Source organism: Microbacterium sp. C5A9 (genome assembly GCF_022627955.1).
Taxonomy (GTDB): Bacteria; Actinomycetota; Actinomycetes; order Actinomycetales; family Microbacteriaceae; genus Microbacterium.
On sequence record NZ_JABXGD010000008.1, the window covers coordinates 41,971 to 60,917 of the forward strand.

An 18,947-nucleotide genomic window follows, 5' to 3' on the forward strand; every position below is an offset into this window, starting at 1 on the left:
TGAGCTCGGAAATGATCGATCCCACGCTGCACACCGCCGAGCAGCCGGCTCCCGTGGCCGTGCAGCGCAAGCGGATGTCGACCTTCGCGCTGTACTACCGGCGATTCATGCGCAACAAGCCGGCCGTCTTCGGCGTCATCGTGTTCCTCGCGCTCGTGCTCTTCTCGATCGTGGGCCCCCTGGTGGCACGGTACGACCACATCTACCTCGACTTCCTCAATCTCGGCACGCCGCCGTCGGGTGAGCACTGGTTCGGCACCACCCCCGCAGGAAACGACCTGTTCGCGCAGGTGTCCATCGGGCTCCAGCGCTCGCTCATGATCGCCGTCACGGTCTCCGTCGGAACCACCGCGCTCTCCGCCGTGGTCGGCACCGCCGCGGCGTACTTCGGCGGGCGGACCGAGAAGTTCACGCTGCTTCTCATCCACTTCCTCATGGTCATCCCCACCTTCCTGATCCTCGCCCTGGTGTCGAACACCGCGGGAGGCGACTGGCGGGTCATCGCCCTGGCACTCATCTTCATCGGCTGGTTCTTCCAGGCGAGGGTGATCTGGACCATGGCGCTGTCGCTGCGCGAGCGCGAGTACGTCGAGGCCGCGCGCTACATGGGCGTGCGCGGCATGACCATCGTCATGCGCCACCTGCTCCCCAACATCGGCTCGCTCCTCGTCATCAACTTCACCCTCGGCGTCGTCGCGGCCGTGATGACGGAGACCGGCCTGTCGTTCATCGGCTTCGGGGTGAAGATCCCCGACGTGTCGCTCGGCTCGCTCATCGGCAGCGGCGCCAACAGCATCACCAGCGCCCCGTGGCTGTTCTACTTCCCCGCCGCCGCACTGGTGCTGCTCACCGTCTCGATGGCACTCGTCGCCGACGGACTGCGCGACGCGCTCGATCCCACCTCAGCGGCAGGAGGCCGCGCATGACCACCATCTCCTCTTCCCCCGTCCTCTCCGTCCGCGACCTTCGGGTCAGCTTCCCCTCCGAGGCCGGACGCGTCGACGCCGTGCGCGGCGTCTCGTTCGACCTCGAGGCCGGCAAGACCCTCGGCATCGTCGGTGAATCCGGATCGGGCAAGTCCGTCACGTCGCTCGCGATCATCGGCCTGCTCGACGACAACGCCAAGGTCACAGGATCCATCGTCTTCGACGGCGAGGAGCTGCTCGGCAAGAGCGACAAGCAGATGTCGATGATCCGCGGCAACGGCATGACCATGGTCTTCCAGGACCCGCTGACCTCGCTCACGCCGGTCTTCACCATCGGCGACCAGCTGATCGAGGCGCTGACCGTGCACCGGAACCTCTCGAAGAAGGAGTCGTGGGACCGCTCGGTCGAGCTGCTCTCGCTCGTGGGCATCCCCGAGCCCGAGAAGCGCATGAAGTCGTTCCCGCACGAGTTCTCCGGCGGCATGCGTCAGCGAGTCGTCATCGCCATCGCGATGGCGAACAACCCGAAGCTCATCATCTGCGACGAGCCGACCACCGCTCTCGACGTGACGATCCAGGCCCAGATCCTCGATCTCATCGAGAAGGCGCAGGGCGAGACCGGTGCGGCCGTCATCATGATCACGCACGACATGGGCGTGGTGGCGCGCACGGCCGACGACGTCATCGTCATGTACGCGGGCAAGCCCGTCGAGCACGCCGAGGCCCGCGAGCTCTTCCACCGCACGCGGATGCCGTACTCGATCGGCCTGCTCGGCGCGATCCCTCGCGTCGACAAGGCCGAGAAGCAGCCGCTGGTGCCGATCAAGGGCAACCCGCCCCTGCTCATCGACCTGCCGCACGCCTGCCCGTTCGCCGACCGCTGCCCGATCGTGGTCGACGCCTGCCGCGCATCCGAGCCGGAGCTCCTTCCCGTGGCCACCGGAACCGACGCCGCGCACACCGCTGCGTGCTTCCGCGCCGCGGAGATCGAGGACGGCGGACTCATCGGCGGACTTCCCGTCTATCCGGTCGCCGAGATCCCCCAGAGCGCCCTGACCCTGACTCCCCGCGAAGAGCGACCGGTCACGCTCGAGGTGCGCAACCTCACCAAGACCTTCCCGCTCATGAAGGGCGCGATCTTCAAGCGCAAGGTCGGCGAGGTGCACGCGGTCAAGGGCATCAGCTTCGACGTCCGCGAGGGCGAGACGATGGCCATCGTCGGAGAGTCCGGTTCGGGCAAGACCACGACTCTGCTGCAGATCATGGACTTCGCGAAGCAGGACGACGGCGACATCGTCGTCGCCGGCACGAGTGTGGGCGACATCACGAGCGGAGCGCAGGAGAGGGCGCTGAGACGCGACATCCAGATCGTGTTCCAGGACCCGATGGGAGCGCTCGATCCCCGCATGACGGTGAGTGCGATCATCGCGGAGCCCATGATCGCGATCGGCGTCAGCCGCGCAGACGCCCACGTGCGCGTGCAGGAGCTGATGGATCTGGTCGGGCTGAACCCCGCCCACCTCGATCGATTCCCCGGCGCGTTCTCGGGCGGCCAGCGACAGCGCATCGGCATCGCCCGCGCGCTGTCGACGAACCCGAAGATCGTCGTGCTCGACGAGCCCGTCTCCGCGCTCGACGTGTCGATCCAGGCCGGTGTGATCAACCTGCTCGACGAGCTCAAGGTCAAGCTCGGCCTGTCGTACCTCTTCGTCGCGCACGACCTGTCCGTGGTGCGCCACATCGCCGACCGCGTCGCCGTGATGTACCTGGGCGAGTTCGTCGAGCACGGAGACGTCGACGAGGTGTTCGACAACCCGCAGCATCCGTACACGAAGGCGCTGCTCTCGGCGATCCCGGTCCCTGACCCCGACATCGAGCGCGGCAGGCAGCGGATCATCTTCGACGCCAAGACCATGACCACGCAGCCGCTGGCCTCCTGACCCCGCCCCGCGACGAATCGCTCCGGTTAAGGTCGTGTAACAGTATGGCGATAAAGCTCTGCATCGCGAGTGTTTGCGACGACGGCGAACTAACCTCCCCTTTATGACACGCCGAAAGGCGAAAGGAGCACCATGAAAGGCACCACCAAGCTGACGGGCGTCATCGCCCTCAGTGGGGCCCTCGCACTCGTGATCAGCGGCTGTGCGTCGGGCACTGGAGACAGCGGAACCGATGGCGGCAACGAGCCCCAGGAGACGAAGGCGTCGGACTACAACCCGCAGCCCCGCGAGAACCTGCAGGAAGGAGGCGAGGTCAACTTCGGCATCAACGAGGTCACGCCGCAGATGAACGCGTTCAACGGCAACGGCAGCGCGGACACCCAGCGACTCGCTTCCTGGTACACCCCGCAGGTCTTCCTCATGGACCCGGACGGCACCGTCTCGGCCAACCCCGCCTACCTCGACTCGTGGGACATCAGCGAGAAGGACGGCAAGACCGTCGTCACGATGAAGGTCAACGAGAAGGCCACCTGGAACGACGGCACCCCGATCGACTACACCGCGTTCGAGGCCACCTGGAAGGCGAACAGCGGCGAGGACGAGGCCTATGAGGCCAACGCCACCGACGGCTACAAGGAGATCGAGTCGGTCACGGCCGGCGAGACCGACAAGGACGTCATCGTCACCTTCAAGGGCGAGTTCGCCTGGCCGAAGATGCCGTTCCTCACCGGAATCATGCACCCGGCGGTCAACACGCCGGAGATCTTCAACACCGCCTTCATCGAGGACCCGCACCCCGAGTGGGGCGCCGGCCCGTACAAGCTGACCGACTACGACGTGAACGGCCAGTCCGTCACGTTCGAGCCGAACGAGAAGTGGTGGGGCAACGCACCTCTGCTCGACAAGGTCACCTTCACCGGTCTCGACGCCTCGGCCTCGATCAACGCCTTCAAGAACGGCGAGATCGACATGGTCGGCACGAACACGAAGGACCGCCTCGCACAGGTCGCCGACATGGAAGACGTCACGACCTACCGCTCGCAGCAGACCGCGAAGACCATCGTGATCCTCGACGGCGAGAAGCCGCAGCTGTCGGATCCCGCCGTCCGCGAGGCCTTCTTCATGGCGATCGACATCGATCAGCAGAAGCAGATCGCCTGGAACGGACTCGACTACGAGGAGGCTCCGGCCGGCTCGCTGAACCTGTACGACTTCCAGGACGGCTACAGTGACTCGTTCGCCGAGGCCGGTCTGAAGTTCGACGTCGACGGTGCCAAGAAGCTGCTCGATGACGCCGGCTGGACCGAGGGCGAAGACGGCATCCGCGAGAAGGACGGCGAGAAGCTGTCCGTCGTCTTCCCGGTGCACAGCGACGACCCGACCCAGGAGGCGCTCGCCAAGGCGCTGCAGCAGCAGCAGAAGGCGATCGGCATCGACCTGACCATCGAGAAGCGCGCACCCGCGGACTTCTCGACCGACTTCACGACGAAGAACTGGGACGCGTTCTCGCTGCGCTTCACGGACTCCGACCCGTTCGGCCCGCTGTGGTTCTGCCAGCTGTACTGCTCTGACAGCAGCCTGAACCTCTCGGGCACCGGCACGCCGGAGATCGACGAGAAGATCAAGGACGAGGTCGAGTCGCAGACGACGGCCGAGGACTGGACCGCCGCCACGATGAAGCTCGAGCCGGAGATCATCAAGGAGACCTGGGGCGTCATCCCGCTCTACAACGGTCCCTCGATCTTCACGGTCAAGGACGGCCTGGCCAACCTGACGCCGGAGCCCTACGTGGGCCTTGACCTCTTCGGGGTCACCCCCGTCGAGAACGTCGGCTGGGAGAAGTAAGCACTTCTTCCTCTGAGAGCGGGGTCGGTGGTTCATCCACCGGCCCCGCTTTCGTATGCTGAACCCGTGACCGTCCAGATCGTCCTCGTGCACGGCATCCGCACGTCAGCGACGATGTGGAGGTCTCAGCTGGCGTTCCTCGATGCTGCCGGCATTCCCGCCACGGCGGTGGATCTGCCCGGCCACGGCACGCGGGTGCAGGAGGATTTCACCCTGCACGAGGCCCTGCACACGATCGACGCGGCCGTTCGCGACGCGGCGACCCGCGGGCCGGTGCTGCTCGTCGGTCACTCGATGGGCGGGCTGCTGACCCTGGCCTACACCGGAGGGGCGCAGACGCCGCCGGTGGCCGGACTCATCGCCGCCTCCTGCACCTCGCTCCCCCGCGGCACCGGCCTCGCGGCCTATCGAGTGATCGCGAGGGCCGTCGACCGTTTGCCGGACCGCGGTATGTGGCTCACGGAGCGCATCCTGGAGGCGACGATCCCCGAGGACACGCGTGCCGACTTCGCCGCCGGAGGCTACGCGCTCGACACGCAGGACACTGCTCTGCGAAACCTCGCCACCCTCGATCTCGCAACAGCCGTCGCCCGCATCGACGTGCCGCTGTGGTTCGTCAACGGCCAGTACGATCAGCTGCGCCTGAACGAAGCCCTGTTCCGGCGTCTCGCCCCGCGCGCCGAGCTGATCGTCGTGCCGCGGACGACGCATCTCGTGACGGCCATGCGACCGGACGTGTTCAATGCCGTGCTCCGTCTGGGCATCGCCACGATCGAGGCCGACGCGACACTCAGCGACCAGGCTGACGCGCGCGAGCCGTGAGCAGTCCTCCGATCACCGACAGCACCGCGGCCGTGGCGAACACCAGCCAGAAGCCACCCACGAGCGCGACGAGACCGGCGCCGAGAACCGGGCCGATGAGCTGCCCCAGCGCGGCGGTGACATTCACCACCCCGAGGTCGCGCGCGTGGTCCTGCTCGTCGGGCAGCAGATCGGCGGCGAACGCCAGACCGACCGTGGAGAAGGCCCCGTAGCCGAGCCCCATCAGGGCCGCGGCCACCATCGTCGCCTCGAACGTCGGGACGAGGGTGATGACGACTCCCGAGCAGGCCTGAACCATGGTCGCGGCGACCGCCAGTCCCCGGCGACGTCCCGTGCGGTCCGACAGGATGCCGGTGATCACCGACGCGAGCACGACGAAGAGCGTGTACACGACGATGAGCAGCAGCAGATTGTCCTGCGCCTCGACCTCACCCTGCTGAAGGCCATGCAGCAGGAAGAAGAGGAAGAGCGAGGTACCGAGGGCATTGCCGATGTTCGTCACCAGGCGGCCGGAGAGCATCCAGGCGAAGTCTCGGTCCCGCAGCGACGACAGGGCCTGCCGCACCCGCCGAGGCGCGCGCGGCACGTCGAGAGCGGGATCGTCCGGAAGGAGAAGCGATGCCGCCGTGCCGATCGCCGCGATCAGGACCGCCAGGAGCAGGTAGCCGTCGCGGATGCCGAGGCCGAGCAGCACCACCAGACCGACGCCCAGCACGATGCCGACCGCCTGACTCGATCCGACGGCGGCCGACGCCGCGCCGCGCTGCCCCGGCGGGAGCTGGTCGGCGATCAGAGCGCCGAATGCCGCCGAGGCGACGGCCACGCCCACCGAGACCCCTACCCAGGCCAGGCCCACCGCCCAGGGCCCTTCGGCGAAACCGGTGGCCACGAGACACACGGCGGTGAGCCAGACCGCGCCCAGCGCCCACGGTCGTCGTCGTCTGCGACCAGGGCGAGCGCGGTCCGAGAGCGCTCCGGCCACGGGGCCGGCCACGATGCCGGCCAGCCCGCCGATGCCGAGCACGAGGCCCGATGACACCACTCCCCTGATCCAGTCGTCCTGTGGCGTGTCGAGCTGCAGCGGCAGAAGCAGCTGGACGGGCGTGAGCTGCACGGTCCACACCGCCAGCCAGGCGAGGGTGAACAGCGTCATCCACCGCGCGCCGACGCGGCCCCGCGCGTTCATCGGACTCCTGCGGTGCGCAAGCAGCGGATCATGTGGCTCCTCGACGTCGACGTCACTCCCGGTCGGCCGCGTCTGCTCCGGCTGAGATGATTGTGCACCTCCGATGCCGTTTAGGGCGAACGACCCGACTGCTGGTAGAGTTGCTTCTTGGCTTGCGTGTGGGTTCTTCCCTCACGACCGCCGCGCGGAAGCCCTCTTCTTCCACCGGCACTCCGATCAACTCCTGTACAGAAAGTGTCCACACGTGGCAAACATCAAGTCGCAGATCAAGCGCAACAAGACCAACGACAAGGCGCACGAGCGCAACAAGGCCGTCAAGAGCGAGCTGAAGACGCACATCCGCGCGACCCGCGCCGCTGTCGTCTCGGGCGACAAGGCTGCTGCCGAGGCCGCCCTGAAGACCGCTGCCCGCAAGCTCGACAAGGCCGTCAGCAAGGGTGTCATCCACCAGAACCAGGCTGCCAACAAGAAGTCGGCCATCGCCAAGCAGGTCGCCGCTCTCTGAGCGCTCCGCGCTCGCAGATCTGGCCCGCAAGGGTGTGAAGAGCCCGTCCCGTTCGCGGGGCGGGCTCTTTCGTGTCCGTGCTTACTCGCCGAACGGCTGGCGGGTCGCGATGACGGTCAGCATCCGCTCGAGAGCGAAGATCGGGTCACGCGCGGCGCCCTTGACCTCGGCGTCCGCTCGCGCGGTCGCCTGGATCGCCAGACCCAGGGAGCGCTCGTTCCAGCCGGCGAGATCCCGACGCGCGCGGTCGACCTGCCAGTCCTTCATGCCGAGGCGCTGCGCCAGCTGACGACTGGGTTCACGGTTGCCGGCCACGCGCGCCATCGTGCGCAGCTTCATCGCGAAGGCCGCGACCATCGGCACTGGATCAGCTCCCGACGCGAGAGCATGGCGCAGCGCCACGAGTGCCTCGCCGTAACGACCGGCGATCGCCGTGTCGGCGACGACGAACGCCGAGACCTCGACGCGCCCGCCGTAGTACTTCGTGACGACCTCTTCGGTGATGTCGCCCTCGACGTCTCCGATCAGCTGCTGACATGCTGCGGCGAGTTCGGTGAGGTCGTCGGCGAATGCCGAGACCAGCGCGCGCAGCGCAGGCGGAGCGATGCGCTTCCTGGCGGCGGCGAACTCCCCCGCGGCGAAGTCGACCCGGTCGCCGTCGCGCTTGATCGCCGGGGTCGCGATCTCGATCCCGCCTCCGTTGCCCGCCCTGAGCGCATCGAGGAGCTTCTTGCCGCGGACGGATGCGCCGGTGTGTCGGAGGATGACGGTCGCCCCCTCCTGTGGGTGGTCGAGGTACGACACCGCCTCCTGCAGGAACGCGTCGGAGCACTTCTCGACCCCGGACACGCGGACGAGTCGCGGCTCGCCGAACAGAGACGGTGACGTGAGCGCGAGCAGCGTGCCCGGCGCGTAGTCGTCGGCGCGGACGTCAGTCACCTCGAGCGCCGGGTCCTCCGTGCGCAGATAGTCGCGCACCCCGGCGATCGCACGCTCGGCGCAGACCTCTTCGGGGCCGAACACGAGCACGAGAGGAGCCGGACGGGGCTCGCGCCAGGAGACCTGCGCGATCTTCGTCGCCTTCGCGCCGCCACGGGACGCTCCGCCACGAGCCGGGGTACGCGAAGCTGCCATCGCTCCAGCCTACCGGCGGGGTCGGACACGTCGGTGCCTGCCGCGACTACCTCTCGGTCCACACCTGCAGCTCGCCGTCGCGCTCGGAGAGCAGGATGCGCCCCCGCAGGTCGGTCCGCAGCACGTGCGCTCCGATCCCCTGCAGGATCGCCAGGATCTCGTCGCGCGGATGCCCGTACTCGTTGTCCTCCCCGACGCTGATGAGCGCGGCAGCGGGTCTGATCGCCTCATACAGACCCGCGTCCTGATCCGCGCTGCCGTGGTGAGCGACCTTCACCACGTCGAACGTGCCACGGATGTGCGCGGAGCGCAGAACCATCCGCTGGGCCTCGGCCGACAGATCCCCCAGGAAGAGGGAGCGCGGAACTCCTCCCCCGCCGACCTCGAGAACGACACTCAGGTCGTTGCCCGGCGGGAACGCCATCACCCCGCGCCCCGGCCACAGCAGCTTCCATGCCGCCGCACCGAGCTCGCCCCGCATGCCCGCGACGACCGGCGAGACCGTCGCACCTCCGTCGGCCAGACGGCCGAGCAGCCCCTCGTCTGCACTCTCCCCGGTCGGTCCGTGCACGACCTCGTCCACACGACCCTGCAGCGCCTCGACACCGCCGACATGATCGAGATCGAAATGGGTGAGGACGAGAAGGTCGATCCTGTCGATCCCGAGCGACCTCAGGCACTCGGCCAGCGGTTCGGGTTCGGGGCCTGTGTCGATCAGCGCCACCTCGCCCTCGGAGCGGACGACGAGAGCATCGCCCTGTCCGACATCACAGGCCGCGATCGACCAGCCGTCCGGCGTGGTCGAACTCGCCAGAGGACCATCGAGCAGCAGGCGCGCGCCGAACGCAGCGACACTGACCGCGACGACAACCCCTGCGAGGGCTCGGAGACGGCGGCCGCCCGGACGGGGACCCCCACCGATCAGGACGATCGCGACGGCAGCGCTCACTGCGCCGACGACCGTGGCGCTCAGGATTCCCGACGGCATCGCGATCTGCCCGAGCGGCACAGCAGCACTCACCTCTGCCGTCGCCGCGATCCATGACGCGGGGAGCCAGGCGGAGGCCGCCAGCAGATCAGCCACGGGCGGTAGTGGGGCGGCGAGGCATGCCAGCATCCCGATCACGGTCGCGATGGGCGCAGCGGGAGCGGCCAGCAGATTCGCCGGGAGTCCGATCAGGGACTGCTGCTCGGCGAACAGCGCGATGATCGGACCGCATGCGAGTTGCGCAGCCAGCGGCACCGCGATCCCGAGTGCCAGCGGAGCCGGCAGCCAGCGACGCATCCCTCGCGCCAGGTGAGGTGCGAGCAGGATCAGGGCGCCGGAGGCCGCGACGGAGAGCGCGAAGCCGGGACTCGCGGCCAGCCAGGGATCGACGAGGAGGATGCCCGTCGCACTCAGCGCGAGCATCCCTGCACCGGCACTCGGGCGCCCGAGCATCAACGCCATCATCGCGACGCCCGCCATCACGCCGGCGCGGATCACGCTCGGCTCGGGAGTGACGAGCACGATGAATCCGCTCAGCGCGACCGCGGCGACGGACACCCGGGTGCGTCGTCCCCCACCGCACAGGGCAGTCAGCGCGAATGCCGCACCGACGACGATCGCACAGTTCGCCCCGCTGACCGCGGTCAGGTGGCTGAGGCCGCTGGCCTTCATCTGCTCGGTGAGCTCTGCCGACACCGCGCGCGTATCGCCGACCGCGAGTCCGGGGAGAAGACCGGCCCCGGGCTCGGGAAGACGCGCGGATCGATCGATGAAGACGCTCCGCAGGCCTGCGGCGACCGCGAACACCCCGGATGCCGGAACCTCGACCGATGCGGTACTCGCGAACACCACGAGCGCAGACCTCTCCCCCGGATCCGTCGCAGCTGCCTCGCCCTGCACCCTGATTGTCGCACCGAGATCGAACCCGTCGACCGGGTCGATGCCGACCCGTACCGGGGCGGATGCCGCCCGCACCGACCCCGGCGACCCGATCCCGGTCAGCTGCACCTCCATCCACAGCCGCCCGTCCCGACCGACGGATGCCGACGACGTGACCTCCCCCGTCGCCTCGACCACCCGCCCATCCCACGACGCCGCGCTGTCGCGGGCGGGGAGCATCGTGATGACCGTGAGGGACACGGCGGCCATCACCGCGAGCACCACGAGCACGAGAGCCACGCGCGACCCCTCCGGCCGGTATCGGCGACACAGGACCGTCCCCACCGCGATCGCTGCGACACCACTCGCGAGCGCAGCCCACCCCGCAGCGGCCGGCACGAACACGCACCCCAGCGCGACAGCCCACACTCCCCCGGCGACAGGCAGGAGACGCAGATCCCGCGTCACCCGAGCCCCCGGTCACGGATCTGGAAGAACAGAGTTCCGCACAGACACTTCGCCTCGATACGCTGACACATCCGGCCACCGTAACGACGGCCGGCAATCGCTGAGGTCCGGGGTGTCAACGCACGTGGAGAACCACGCGGCTGCCAGTGGATGTGCAGGGCCGCACATGCGCGTCACCGTGCACTCTGATCGAACTTCGCGCGGCGGCGACGCCCGTCTATGGACTCGGAGTCGACTCCGCGTCCGCCCCCGCAGCGGTGCTTCCTTCGATCTCGCGAAGGCGTTTCAGCTGCGCCCACGGCCAGAAGGCGATCCATGCGACGGAGACGATTGAGGCGCCCATGAGCATCGAAGCGATATCCATGCGATCGACGATACGGACTCGGTGCGGTCACGAGCATCCCCCGAGCGACGGACCTCTGCATGGCTCCGCACCGCGCTGGAGACCGCCCACCCTGGACACCCATGGATCAACGACCTCGTGCGGTCCCGTTGACCAGCGCGCGACTTCCCGCTCCATGGCCGGTGAAGCATGACCGCCTCGCCGAGCGATGCGCGACACGTGCCGACTCGACGCAGCCGTCCGCTCCACGGCATCCCGTCGTACGCTGGTGCCATGGAGCGGACGCTGCGCAATCTGGTGATCGTGCTCGGCGACCAGCTCGACCTCGAGGCCAGTGGGTTCGACGGGTTCGATCCGCTTCGTGATGCGGTGTGGATGGCCGAGGTCGCCGAAGAATCCACTCACGTCTGGAGCAGCAAACCGCGCACGGCCCTGTTCCTGTCGGCCATGCGCCACTGCGCCGCCGAGATGCGCATCGCTGGACGTGCGGTCCACTACATGTCGCTCGACGACCCCGACAACCGCGGCACGCTCGCCGATCAGCTCGCCGCAGACATCACGCGGCTGGCTCCGGCATCGCTTCTGATGACCGCGCCCGGCGAGTGGCGGGTGCTCGAGTCAGTACGACAGGTGGCGATGGATGCCAGCATCGCGCTCGAGATCCGAGAGGACCGTCACTTCTTGTGCACGGTGCGCGAGTTCGCCGCTCACACGCACGAGCGCAACACGCTTCGGATGGAGTACTTCTACCGGGAGCAACGTCGGCGCTTCGGGATCCTCATGACCCCGGATGGGAAGCCCGAGGGCGGTGTGTGGAACTTCGATGCCGACAACCGCAGGGCCTTCCCCGCACAGGGACCCGGGATGGTGCCGCCGAGAGCCGTGTTCGAGCCGGATGAGATGACCCGAGACGTTCTCGCGCTCGTCGCCGAGCGCTTCGCCGACCACCCCGGTCGCCTCGACACCTTCGCGTGGCCGGTCACCCGCGCGCAGGCGCTCGAATCGCTCGCGCTCTTCATCGACGAGCGCCTCCCGTGGTTCGGAGACTCGCAAGACGCCCTGTGGCCCGGTGAGCCCTGGCTGTGGCACGCTCACCTCTCTGCTGCCATGAACCTCAAGCTTCTCCACCCGCGTGAGGTCGTCGCTGCGGCCGAGGCCGCGTACCGCGACGGACGCGCACCACTGGAATCCACCGAGGGCTTCATCCGGCAGATTCTCGGGTGGCGCGAGTACGTCCGCGGAATCTACTGGACTCAGATGCCGGGGTACGCCCGCCGCAACGCGTTGGACGCTCATGAGCCGCTGCCGGACTGGTATTGGACGGGCGACACCTCGATGGCATGCATGGCCGATGCGATCGGCGCCACACTGGAGAACGGTTACGCCCATCACATCCAGCGGCTGATGGTGACCGGTCTCTACGCCCTGCTTCTCGGCGTCGAACCGTCAGAAGTGCACGCCTGGTATCTCGCGGTCTACGTCGACGCGGTCGAGTGGGTGGAGTTGCCCAACACCCTCGGAATGAGCCAGTTCGCTGACGGAGGGCTGATGGGGAGCAAGCCCTACGCGGCATCGGGTGCGTACATCTCTCACATGAGCCCGTACTGTCGCACCTGCCGATTCGATCCGAAGAAACGCGTCGGTGACGATGCCTGCCCGATCACCACTCTCTATTGGGATTTTCTGATGCGCCACCACGAGACCCTCGCCGCGAACCCTCGCATGGCCCTGCAGCTGCGCAACGTCGATCGGATCGACGACGACGAACGCGAGGCGATCGGCCTGCGCGCATCGGCGATCCGCCGAGGGGAGGTGGTCGCGAATGCATGATGTGATCGTGATCGGCGCCGGACTCGCGGGGCTTCGCTGCGCCGTGCTGCTCGCCGCACGCAGGCTCGATGTCGTCGTCCTCGAGGCCGGGGATGCCGTCGGAGGACGCCAGCGCACCGACACCGTCGACGGCTTCCGGCTGGATCGCGGCTTCCAGGTGCTCAATCCGGCCTACCCGGCGCTCCGCCGCAGCGTCGATCTCGGCGCGCTCGCTCTGGGGAGCTTCCCCGTCGGTGTGCGGGTGCGCACGACGCACGGCATGGCCGAACTCCGGCATCCGGTCCGGCATCCGCTGTCGGTCGCCACCTCGCTGCGCAGCGGTCTGGTGAGCGGTCGGGATGCCGTCGCGCTGGCACGGTGGGCAACGCCCGCATTGCTGCGGCCGCTCTCGCGTCTCGCTCGAAACGATGTCACCATGCGCGAGGGGTGGGATGCCGCGGGGCTCCGCGGACCGCTCCGCACCGCTGTGCTCGAGCCCTTCCTCGCCGGGGTACTGGCCGAGAGCCACGGCGAGACGTCGAACGCGTTCGCCAGACTGCTCGTGCGCTACTTCGCTCTCGGCCGACCGGGCCTGCCCGCCCAAGGAATCGCTGCGGTCCCGGAGCAGCTCGCCGCGCACGCTCGCACGGCGGGCGCAGACATCCGTCTCGGCGCCCGCGCCGAACGTGTATCGGTGCTCGGACAGGGCATGTGCGTGGATGTGACCGACGGCGACTCCGTCCGCGCCTCTCGGGTGGTCGTCGCGGTCGACCCTGATGCCGTCACCGACCTCACCGGGCTCGACAGACCGGCGACGAACGGGTTGCAGACGTGGTGGTTCGCCGCCGCAGAACCTCCGACCGTATCCGCACTGCTCACCGTGGACGGGCGAGGGCGAGGGCGAGGCCCGGTCGTGAACACCGTGGTGATGACGCACACAGTGCCCTCCTACGCGCCGGCCGGAAGCCACCTCATCGCCGCGACCTGCCTGCTGCCGCGGGGCGGCGATCCCGCCGAGGAGAATGACGTCCGCCGCCACCTGGCTGAGATCTGGGGTGCTGACGTCAGCGCGTGGGAGCTCATCCGGCGCGACGACGTCGTCGACGCGCTCCCGGCCCAGCCGGCACCCCTGAGCGCCCCGCGATCACCGCGCTACGCCGAGCGTCTGTACGTCGCCGGGGACCACCGGGACACCGCGTCGATTCAGGGTGCCCTCGCGTCCGGCGAACGTGCCGCGCGCGCGGTCCTGACTGACGAGGGACGCTCCTCACCGAGATGATCGACGCTTCGTGGGCGAGGCGATGTGCTGCCGCACACGTGTCCCCCGAATGGCCGATACCGGACGCTTCGGTCATACGCGAGGATGGTCTTTTCTGAGGATTGCGAGCGACAGGTGGGGCGCGATGAGGGGCTCTCGGTGACGGCATCCGATCAGTCGGTCGATGGGCTGTCCGATCTGGCAGAACTCATCTCGCACGAGCAGGAGTTCAGCGATGATCGGATCGATCCCACGGTGCGCAGGAGACGCCGCCGACGTGGGCTCATCATCACCGCCGTCTGCATCGTCCTGCTGCTGGCCGTGACCGGAGGCTACATCGGGTGGGCACTCACGGCCCCGGTGAACCCGCCGGCGGTGACTACCCGCGCCCCGCAGGTGCCGGTCGGCACCGCCGCCGTCGTCGCCACGCCACCTGCCGCGGCATCGGCGATCAGCATCGCCGGCGCCGACGCCTATCTCGGCGAGGGGGCGGACGGCACGTGGTCGGCGTCCGGGACGGGCGAAGCGCTGCCGATCGCGAGCATCACCAAGCTCATCACCGCCCTCGTCATCCTCGACGCGTCGCCGCTCACGTCCGCCGATGACCCCGGGCCGACCATCACCTTCGGCAAGGCGGACCATGACCTGTACGACATGTACTACGTGCAGGGAGCGACGATCGCTCCGATGCCCACCGGCACCTCGATGTCGCTGCACGATGCCCTGGCCGCCATGCTCATCCCCTCCGCGAGCAACTACGCCGACGCACTGTCGTCGCGGATCTTCGGATCGCAGACCGCGTTCCTCAGCACGACGCGCGACTGGCTCGCATCTCACGGACTCACCGGGACGACGGTCGCGGAGCCCACGGGCATCAGTCCGCGCAACACGAGCACGCCCGCCGACCTGCTGGCCATCGCCAAGCTCGCCGCCGCGCATCCGGCGATCGCTCAGATCGTCGCGACCCCGGCGGTCTCGATCCCCGGTGCCGGCCGGCTGTACAACACCAACGGTCTTCTCGGCACCGCCGGGATCACGGGGCTGAAGACGGGGAACCTCGGCGAGGGGACGCACAATCTGCTCTACACGGCGACGCTCGACGTGGGCGCGGCCGCTCCGCTCGCGGTCACCGGCGTCGTCCTCGGAGGAGCGTCGCGCGAGTCGGTGAACGCCACCGTGGTCGCTGCACTCGAGGGCATCCGCTCCGGTTTCCACCAGGTGCCCGTCGCGACCGATGGCCAGGAGATCGGATCCATCTCGACGCCGTGGGGATCCGCCGCGACGCTGGTCATCGGCGAGAGCGCGTCGATCTTCACGTGGTCGGATACGCCGATCGAGCTGACGATGGACATCGAGACCCCGCCGACGTACAGCGATGGCTCGGTCGTGGGCAGTGTCACCTGGACGGCCGGGCCGAACGCCGTCACCGTTCCCGTGACGATCTCGGGAAGCATCGACCCGCCCACCGAGTGGTGGCGACTCACTCACCCGTCCGAGCTCGGCTCCGTGACCGGAGCCGAGGACTGAGGCAGCTCGGCGGGAGTCGCGGATGACGGGATCACGAGTCACACGCGCACCGCATCGCGGATCCCCGCCAGAAGCTTCTCTCCGATCCCCGGCACCGCGAGCAGGTCATCGACCGACTGGAAGCGGCCGTTCTCCTCACGCCACGCGATGATGCGTTCCGCCAGCGCCGGACCGATGCGAGGTAGGGTCTCGAGCGCGGCCTGATCTGCGGCGTTGAGATCGACCCGGTCGTCCGCGGGCTGGACGGCCGACGCACCGCCGACATCACCCGCCACTCCGACCACGGGCACGATGATCTGCTCGCCGTCCTCGAGTGTCCTCGCGAGGTTGACCCCCGCCAGGTCGGCGTCGTCGGTGGTGCCACCGGCGGCGGCCACGGCGTCGACCATGCGCGAATCGAGATCGAGGACGTAGAGTCCCGGATGCTCGACAGCGCCGAGCACATGCACGTAGAGCTCGCCGGAAACGGCGGATTCTTCGGCATCCGCCGTCAGCGCCACGGATTCCGTCGGAGCCGCCTGCCCTTTGAGCAGGCCGAGGCCGACCGCACCCGACAGGACGACGAGCCCCACGATCACGGCTGCGCCGACACTCAACTGCAATCTGCGCGGTCGCGGGATGGTCGGCGGCGTCTCGGGCATGCCGCCACGCTAGAGCCGGGAGATCACCCCTGGAACGCCGCGTGCCGCTGCCCGTGGACAACCGGGGGCAGCGGCACGCTGTGCAGGACCGTTCAGTTCTTGACGACGATGCTGACGATCTTCGGTGCGCGAACGACGACCTTGACGATCTCGCGATCTCCGATCGATCGGATCACGCGCTCATCGGAACGGGCGAGCTCTTCGAGCTCGACCTCGCCGATGCGAGCAGACACCTCGAGCTGCGCACGCACCTTGCCGCCGACCTGCACGACTGCGGTCACCGTGTCCTCGAACAGCAGGACGGGGTCGGCGGAACGCCAGGTGACCAGACCGACCGACGGCTCGTGGCCGAGAGTCTCCCACATCTCCTCCGCGGTGTGCGGGGCGATGAGATCGAGCATCACCGCGACGGTCTCGGCGGCTTCGCGAACAGCCGGGTCGCCGGCGCCACCGGCACCGTCGATGGTCTTGCGCGTGATGTTCACCAGCTCCATCAGCCGAGCGACCAGCACGTTGAACTTCGTCTGCTCCACCAGCGCGGGCGCCTCGGACAGCAGCTTGTGCGTGGCACGTCGCAGGGCCGCGTCGCCACCGGCGAACACGACATCGACCGGGCTGGAGACCTCGTGCGCGATGCGCATCGCACGCGACAGGAACTTCTGGGCACCGGTCGTCGACACGTCCGCCCAGTCCTTGTCGTCTTCCACCGGGCCGGCGAAGGCGAGACCCACGCGCAGCGCGTCGGCGCCGTGGGCGTCGAGCTCCTCCTGGAAGAGCACGAGGTTGCCCTTGCTCTTCGACATCTTCTGCCCGTCGAGCAGCACCATTCCCTGGTTGATCAGGTTCGAGAACGGCTCGGTGAAGTCGATGAGCCCCATGTCGAAGAGCACCTTGGTGATGAAGCGCGCGTACAGCAGGTGCAGGATCGCGTGCTCGACACCGCCGATGTACGAGTCGACCGGAGCCCATCGAGCGGCCTGGGCCGGATCGAACGCCACGGTGTCGCTGTTCGGCGACAGGAACCGCAGGAAGTACCACGAGCTGTCGACGAACGTATCCATGGTGTCGGGGTCACGCAGCACCGGCTCGCCCGACACGGGATCGACGGTGCGCACCCAGCTCTCCGCGCCGCCCAGCGGCGAAGTGCCCTTCGGCTTCAGGTCGAGACCCTCGACGCTCGGCAGCTTCACCGGCAGCTTGTCCTCGGGGACAGCGATGATGCTTCCGTCTTCGGCGTGCAGCATCGGGATCGGGGTGCCCCAGAAGCGCTGACGCGAGATCAGCCAGTCGCGCAGACGATAGTTCTTCGCGGCGCGGCCGGTGCCCGATGCCTCGAGCTGCTCGATGGCGCGCGCGATCGCGTTGCGCTTCGAGAGCCCGTTGAGGGCGCCCGAGTTGATCATGCGGCCCTCGCCGGTGAGCGCGATGCCGGTCGATGCCGGATTCTGCTCGTCGATGGCGGCACCGGTGTCGATCGGCACGCCCTCGTCATCGACCTCGATCACGGGCATGGCACCGGTGATCGGAGCGGTCGTGTCGACCACGACCTTCACAGGCAGGTCGAAGGCGCGGGCGAAGTCCAGGTCGCGCTGGTCGTGCGCGGGAACGGCCATGACCGCGCCGTGACCGTAGTCGGCGAGCACGTAGTCGGCAGCCCAGATCGGCAGCTTCTCGCCGTTGACCGGGTTGATGGCGTAGCGCTCGAGGAACACACCGGTCTTCGGACGATCCGTCGACTGACGATCGATGTCGGTGGTCTTCTGCACGTCGCCCAGGTACTTCTCGAAGCGCTCACGCACCTCGGCCGGCGCATCGGCGGCCAGCTCGGCGGCGAGATCCCCGTCGGGGGCGACGACGAAGAACGTCGCGCCGTGCAGGGTGTCGGGGCGCGTCGAGAAGACCGTGACCGGCTCTTCGCGTCCCTCGATGCGGAAGTCGACGTCGGCGCCGACCGAGCGGCCGATCCAGTTGCGCTGCATCTGCAGCACCTTGTGCGGCCAGCGTCCCTCGAGCTGGTTGAGGTCGTCGAGCAGACGGTCCGCATAATCGGTGATGCGGAAGTACCACTGGGTCAGCTTCTTCTTGACGACCTCGTAGCCGCAGCGCTCGCACCGGCCGTCGACGACCTGCTCGTTCGCCAGCACGGTCTGGTCGTTGGGGCACCAGTTGACCGGGCTCTTCTTGCGGTACGCCAGACCGCGCTCGGACATCTTGAGGAACAGCCACTGGTTCCAGCGGTAGTACTCGGGGTCGGAGGTGTGCAGCACCCGGCTCCAGTCGAACGAGACGCCGTAGGCCTCGAAGCCGACCTTCTGCTGTGCGATGTTCTGGTACGTCCACTCGCGCGGGTCGGCGCCCTGGCGGATGGCCGCGTTCTCGGCAGGCAGGCCGAACGAGTCCCACCCGATCGGGTTCAGGACGTTGTGCCCGCGGTGGCGCCAGAAACGGGCGACGATGTCGGAGTACAGGTAGTTCTCGGCGTGCCCCATGTGCAGGTCGCCGGACGGGTACGGGAACATCGCGAGGACGTACCGACGCGGCCGGGTGTCATCGTCGCCGCCGGTGAGGAACGTGCCGTTCTCCGCCCAGTACTTCTGCCACTTGGCCTGGATGGCGTGCGCCGAGGAGGACTCCTCGTCGACGGGAGAGGTGGACAGGTTCTCAGACAACGAACGC

At 68.3% G+C, this 18,947-nt stretch carries 13 protein-coding genes; 8 read left to right on the forward strand and 5 right to left on the reverse strand.

The features are described from left to right. Nucleotides 1–11 precede the first annotated feature (11 nt). The 4 genes from HWD99_RS15210 (at nt 12) to HWD99_RS15225 (ending at nt 5,533) form a co-directional block, all read left to right on the forward strand. Entirely contained in the window at nt 12–926 is a 915-nt protein-coding gene (locus HWD99_RS15210; RefSeq protein WP_241797037.1) for an ABC transporter permease, read from the forward strand. Further along, nucleotides 923–2,866: an ABC transporter ATP-binding protein gene (locus HWD99_RS15215; protein ID WP_241797038.1), complete on the forward strand. Its 1,944-nt coding sequence runs from the start codon at nt 923–925 to the stop codon at nt 2,864–2,866. The genes HWD99_RS15210 and HWD99_RS15215 overlap by 4 nt, the downstream gene beginning before the upstream one ends. A gap of 132 nt (nt 2,867–2,998) precedes the next feature. Next, nucleotides 2,999–4,711, forward strand: a complete 1,713-nt coding sequence (locus HWD99_RS15220; protein WP_241797039.1) for an ABC transporter family substrate-binding protein — start codon at nt 2,999–3,001, stop codon at nt 4,709–4,711. A gap of 66 nt (nt 4,712–4,777) precedes the next feature. Beyond that, on the forward strand, nt 4,778–5,533 hold the full coding sequence (locus HWD99_RS15225) for an alpha/beta fold hydrolase (protein ID WP_241797040.1): 756 nt from the start codon (nt 4,778–4,780) through the stop codon (nt 5,531–5,533). Here HWD99_RS15225 and HWD99_RS15230 read toward each other — a convergent pair. Next, a complete protein-coding gene (locus tag HWD99_RS15230) occupies nt 5,502–6,719 on the reverse strand; it encodes an MFS transporter (protein WP_241797041.1) in 1,218 nt (405 codons plus the stop codon). The genes HWD99_RS15225 and HWD99_RS15230 overlap by 32 nt on opposite strands. A 244-nt stretch (nt 6,720–6,963) precedes the next feature. Between HWD99_RS15230 and rpsT the strand changes: the two genes are divergently transcribed. Next, a complete protein-coding gene (gene rpsT / locus HWD99_RS15235; protein WP_201470029.1) occupies nt 6,964–7,224 on the forward strand; it encodes a 30S ribosomal protein S20 in 261 nt (86 codons plus the stop codon). An 81-nt stretch (nt 7,225–7,305) separates the two neighbouring features. Here the strand turns inward: rpsT and holA are convergent, their stop codons facing one another. Both holA and HWD99_RS15245 read right to left on the reverse strand, forming a co-directional pair. Next, the gene (gene holA, locus HWD99_RS15240) at nt 7,306–8,358 is read right to left on the reverse strand and encodes a DNA polymerase III subunit delta (protein WP_241797042.1); all 1,053 of its coding nucleotides are present in this window, start codon (nt 8,356–8,358) and stop codon (nt 7,306–7,308) included. A 46-nt stretch (nt 8,359–8,404) separates the two neighbouring features. Further along, entirely contained in the window at nt 8,405–10,525 is a 2,121-nt protein-coding gene (locus tag HWD99_RS15245) for a ComEC/Rec2 family competence protein (protein WP_241797043.1), read from the reverse strand. Nucleotides 10,526–11,309: 784 nt separating this feature from the next. On the opposite strand from HWD99_RS15245, the gene HWD99_RS15250 reads away from it, so the two are divergent. From HWD99_RS15250 to HWD99_RS15260, 3 genes are all read left to right on the forward strand, one after another. Next, nucleotides 11,310–12,866, forward strand: coding sequence for a cryptochrome/photolyase family protein (locus tag HWD99_RS15250; protein ID WP_241797044.1), 1,557 nt, complete (start codon nt 11,310–11,312; stop codon nt 12,864–12,866). Then, nucleotides 12,859–14,124, forward strand: a complete 1,266-nt coding sequence (locus HWD99_RS15255) for an FAD-dependent oxidoreductase (RefSeq protein WP_241797045.1) — start codon at nt 12,859–12,861, stop codon at nt 14,122–14,124. Before HWD99_RS15250 ends, HWD99_RS15255 begins: the two co-directional genes overlap by 8 nt. A gap of 138 nt (nt 14,125–14,262) precedes the next feature. After that, nucleotides 14,263–15,630, forward strand: coding sequence for a D-alanyl-D-alanine carboxypeptidase family protein (locus tag HWD99_RS15260; RefSeq protein ID WP_241797046.1), 1,368 nt, complete (start codon nt 14,263–14,265; stop codon nt 15,628–15,630). 38 nt (nt 15,631–15,668) lie between these two features. On the opposite strand, the gene HWD99_RS15265 is transcribed toward HWD99_RS15260, so the two are convergent. Together HWD99_RS15265 and leuS are read right to left on the reverse strand one after the other, a co-directional pair. After that, nucleotides 15,669–16,271, reverse strand: coding sequence for a ComEA family DNA-binding protein (locus tag HWD99_RS15265; RefSeq protein WP_241797047.1), 603 nt, complete (start codon nt 16,269–16,271; stop codon nt 15,669–15,671). A gap of 92 nt (nt 16,272–16,363) precedes the next feature. Continuing rightward, on the reverse strand, nt 16,364–18,940 hold the full coding sequence (leuS, locus tag HWD99_RS15270; protein ID WP_274618330.1) for a leucine--tRNA ligase: 2,577 nt from the start codon (nt 18,938–18,940) through the stop codon (nt 16,364–16,366). Between the last annotated feature and the right edge of the window lie 7 nt (nt 18,941–18,947).

What these genes read in the sequence shown, in the direction of transcription:
- HWD99_RS15230 (WP_241797041.1), bottom strand. Translation starts at nt 6,719, where the DNA reads ATGAACGCGCGGGGCCGCGTCGGCGCGCGGTGGATGACGCTGTTCACC.
- holA (WP_241797042.1), bottom strand. Translation starts at nt 8,358, where the DNA reads ATGGCAGCTTCGCGTACCCCGGCTCGTGGCGGAGCGTCCCGTGGCGGC.
- HWD99_RS15255 (WP_241797045.1), top strand. Translation starts at nt 12,859, where the DNA reads ATGCATGATGTGATCGTGATCGGCGCCGGACTCGCGGGGCTTCGCTGC.
- HWD99_RS15250 (WP_241797044.1), top strand. Translation starts at nt 11,310, where the DNA reads ATGGAGCGGACGCTGCGCAATCTGGTGATCGTGCTCGGCGACCAGCTC.
- HWD99_RS15265 (WP_241797047.1), bottom strand. Translation starts at nt 16,271, where the DNA reads ATGCCCGAGACGCCGCCGACCATCCCGCGACCGCGCAGATTGCAGTTG.
- HWD99_RS15220 (WP_241797039.1), top strand. Translation starts at nt 2,999, where the DNA reads ATGAAAGGCACCACCAAGCTGACGGGCGTCATCGCCCTCAGTGGGGCC.
- HWD99_RS15215 (WP_241797038.1), top strand. Translation starts at nt 923, where the DNA reads ATGACCACCATCTCCTCTTCCCCCGTCCTCTCCGTCCGCGACCTTCGG.
- HWD99_RS15210 (WP_241797037.1), top strand. Translation starts at nt 12, where the DNA reads ATGATCGATCCCACGCTGCACACCGCCGAGCAGCCGGCTCCCGTGGCC.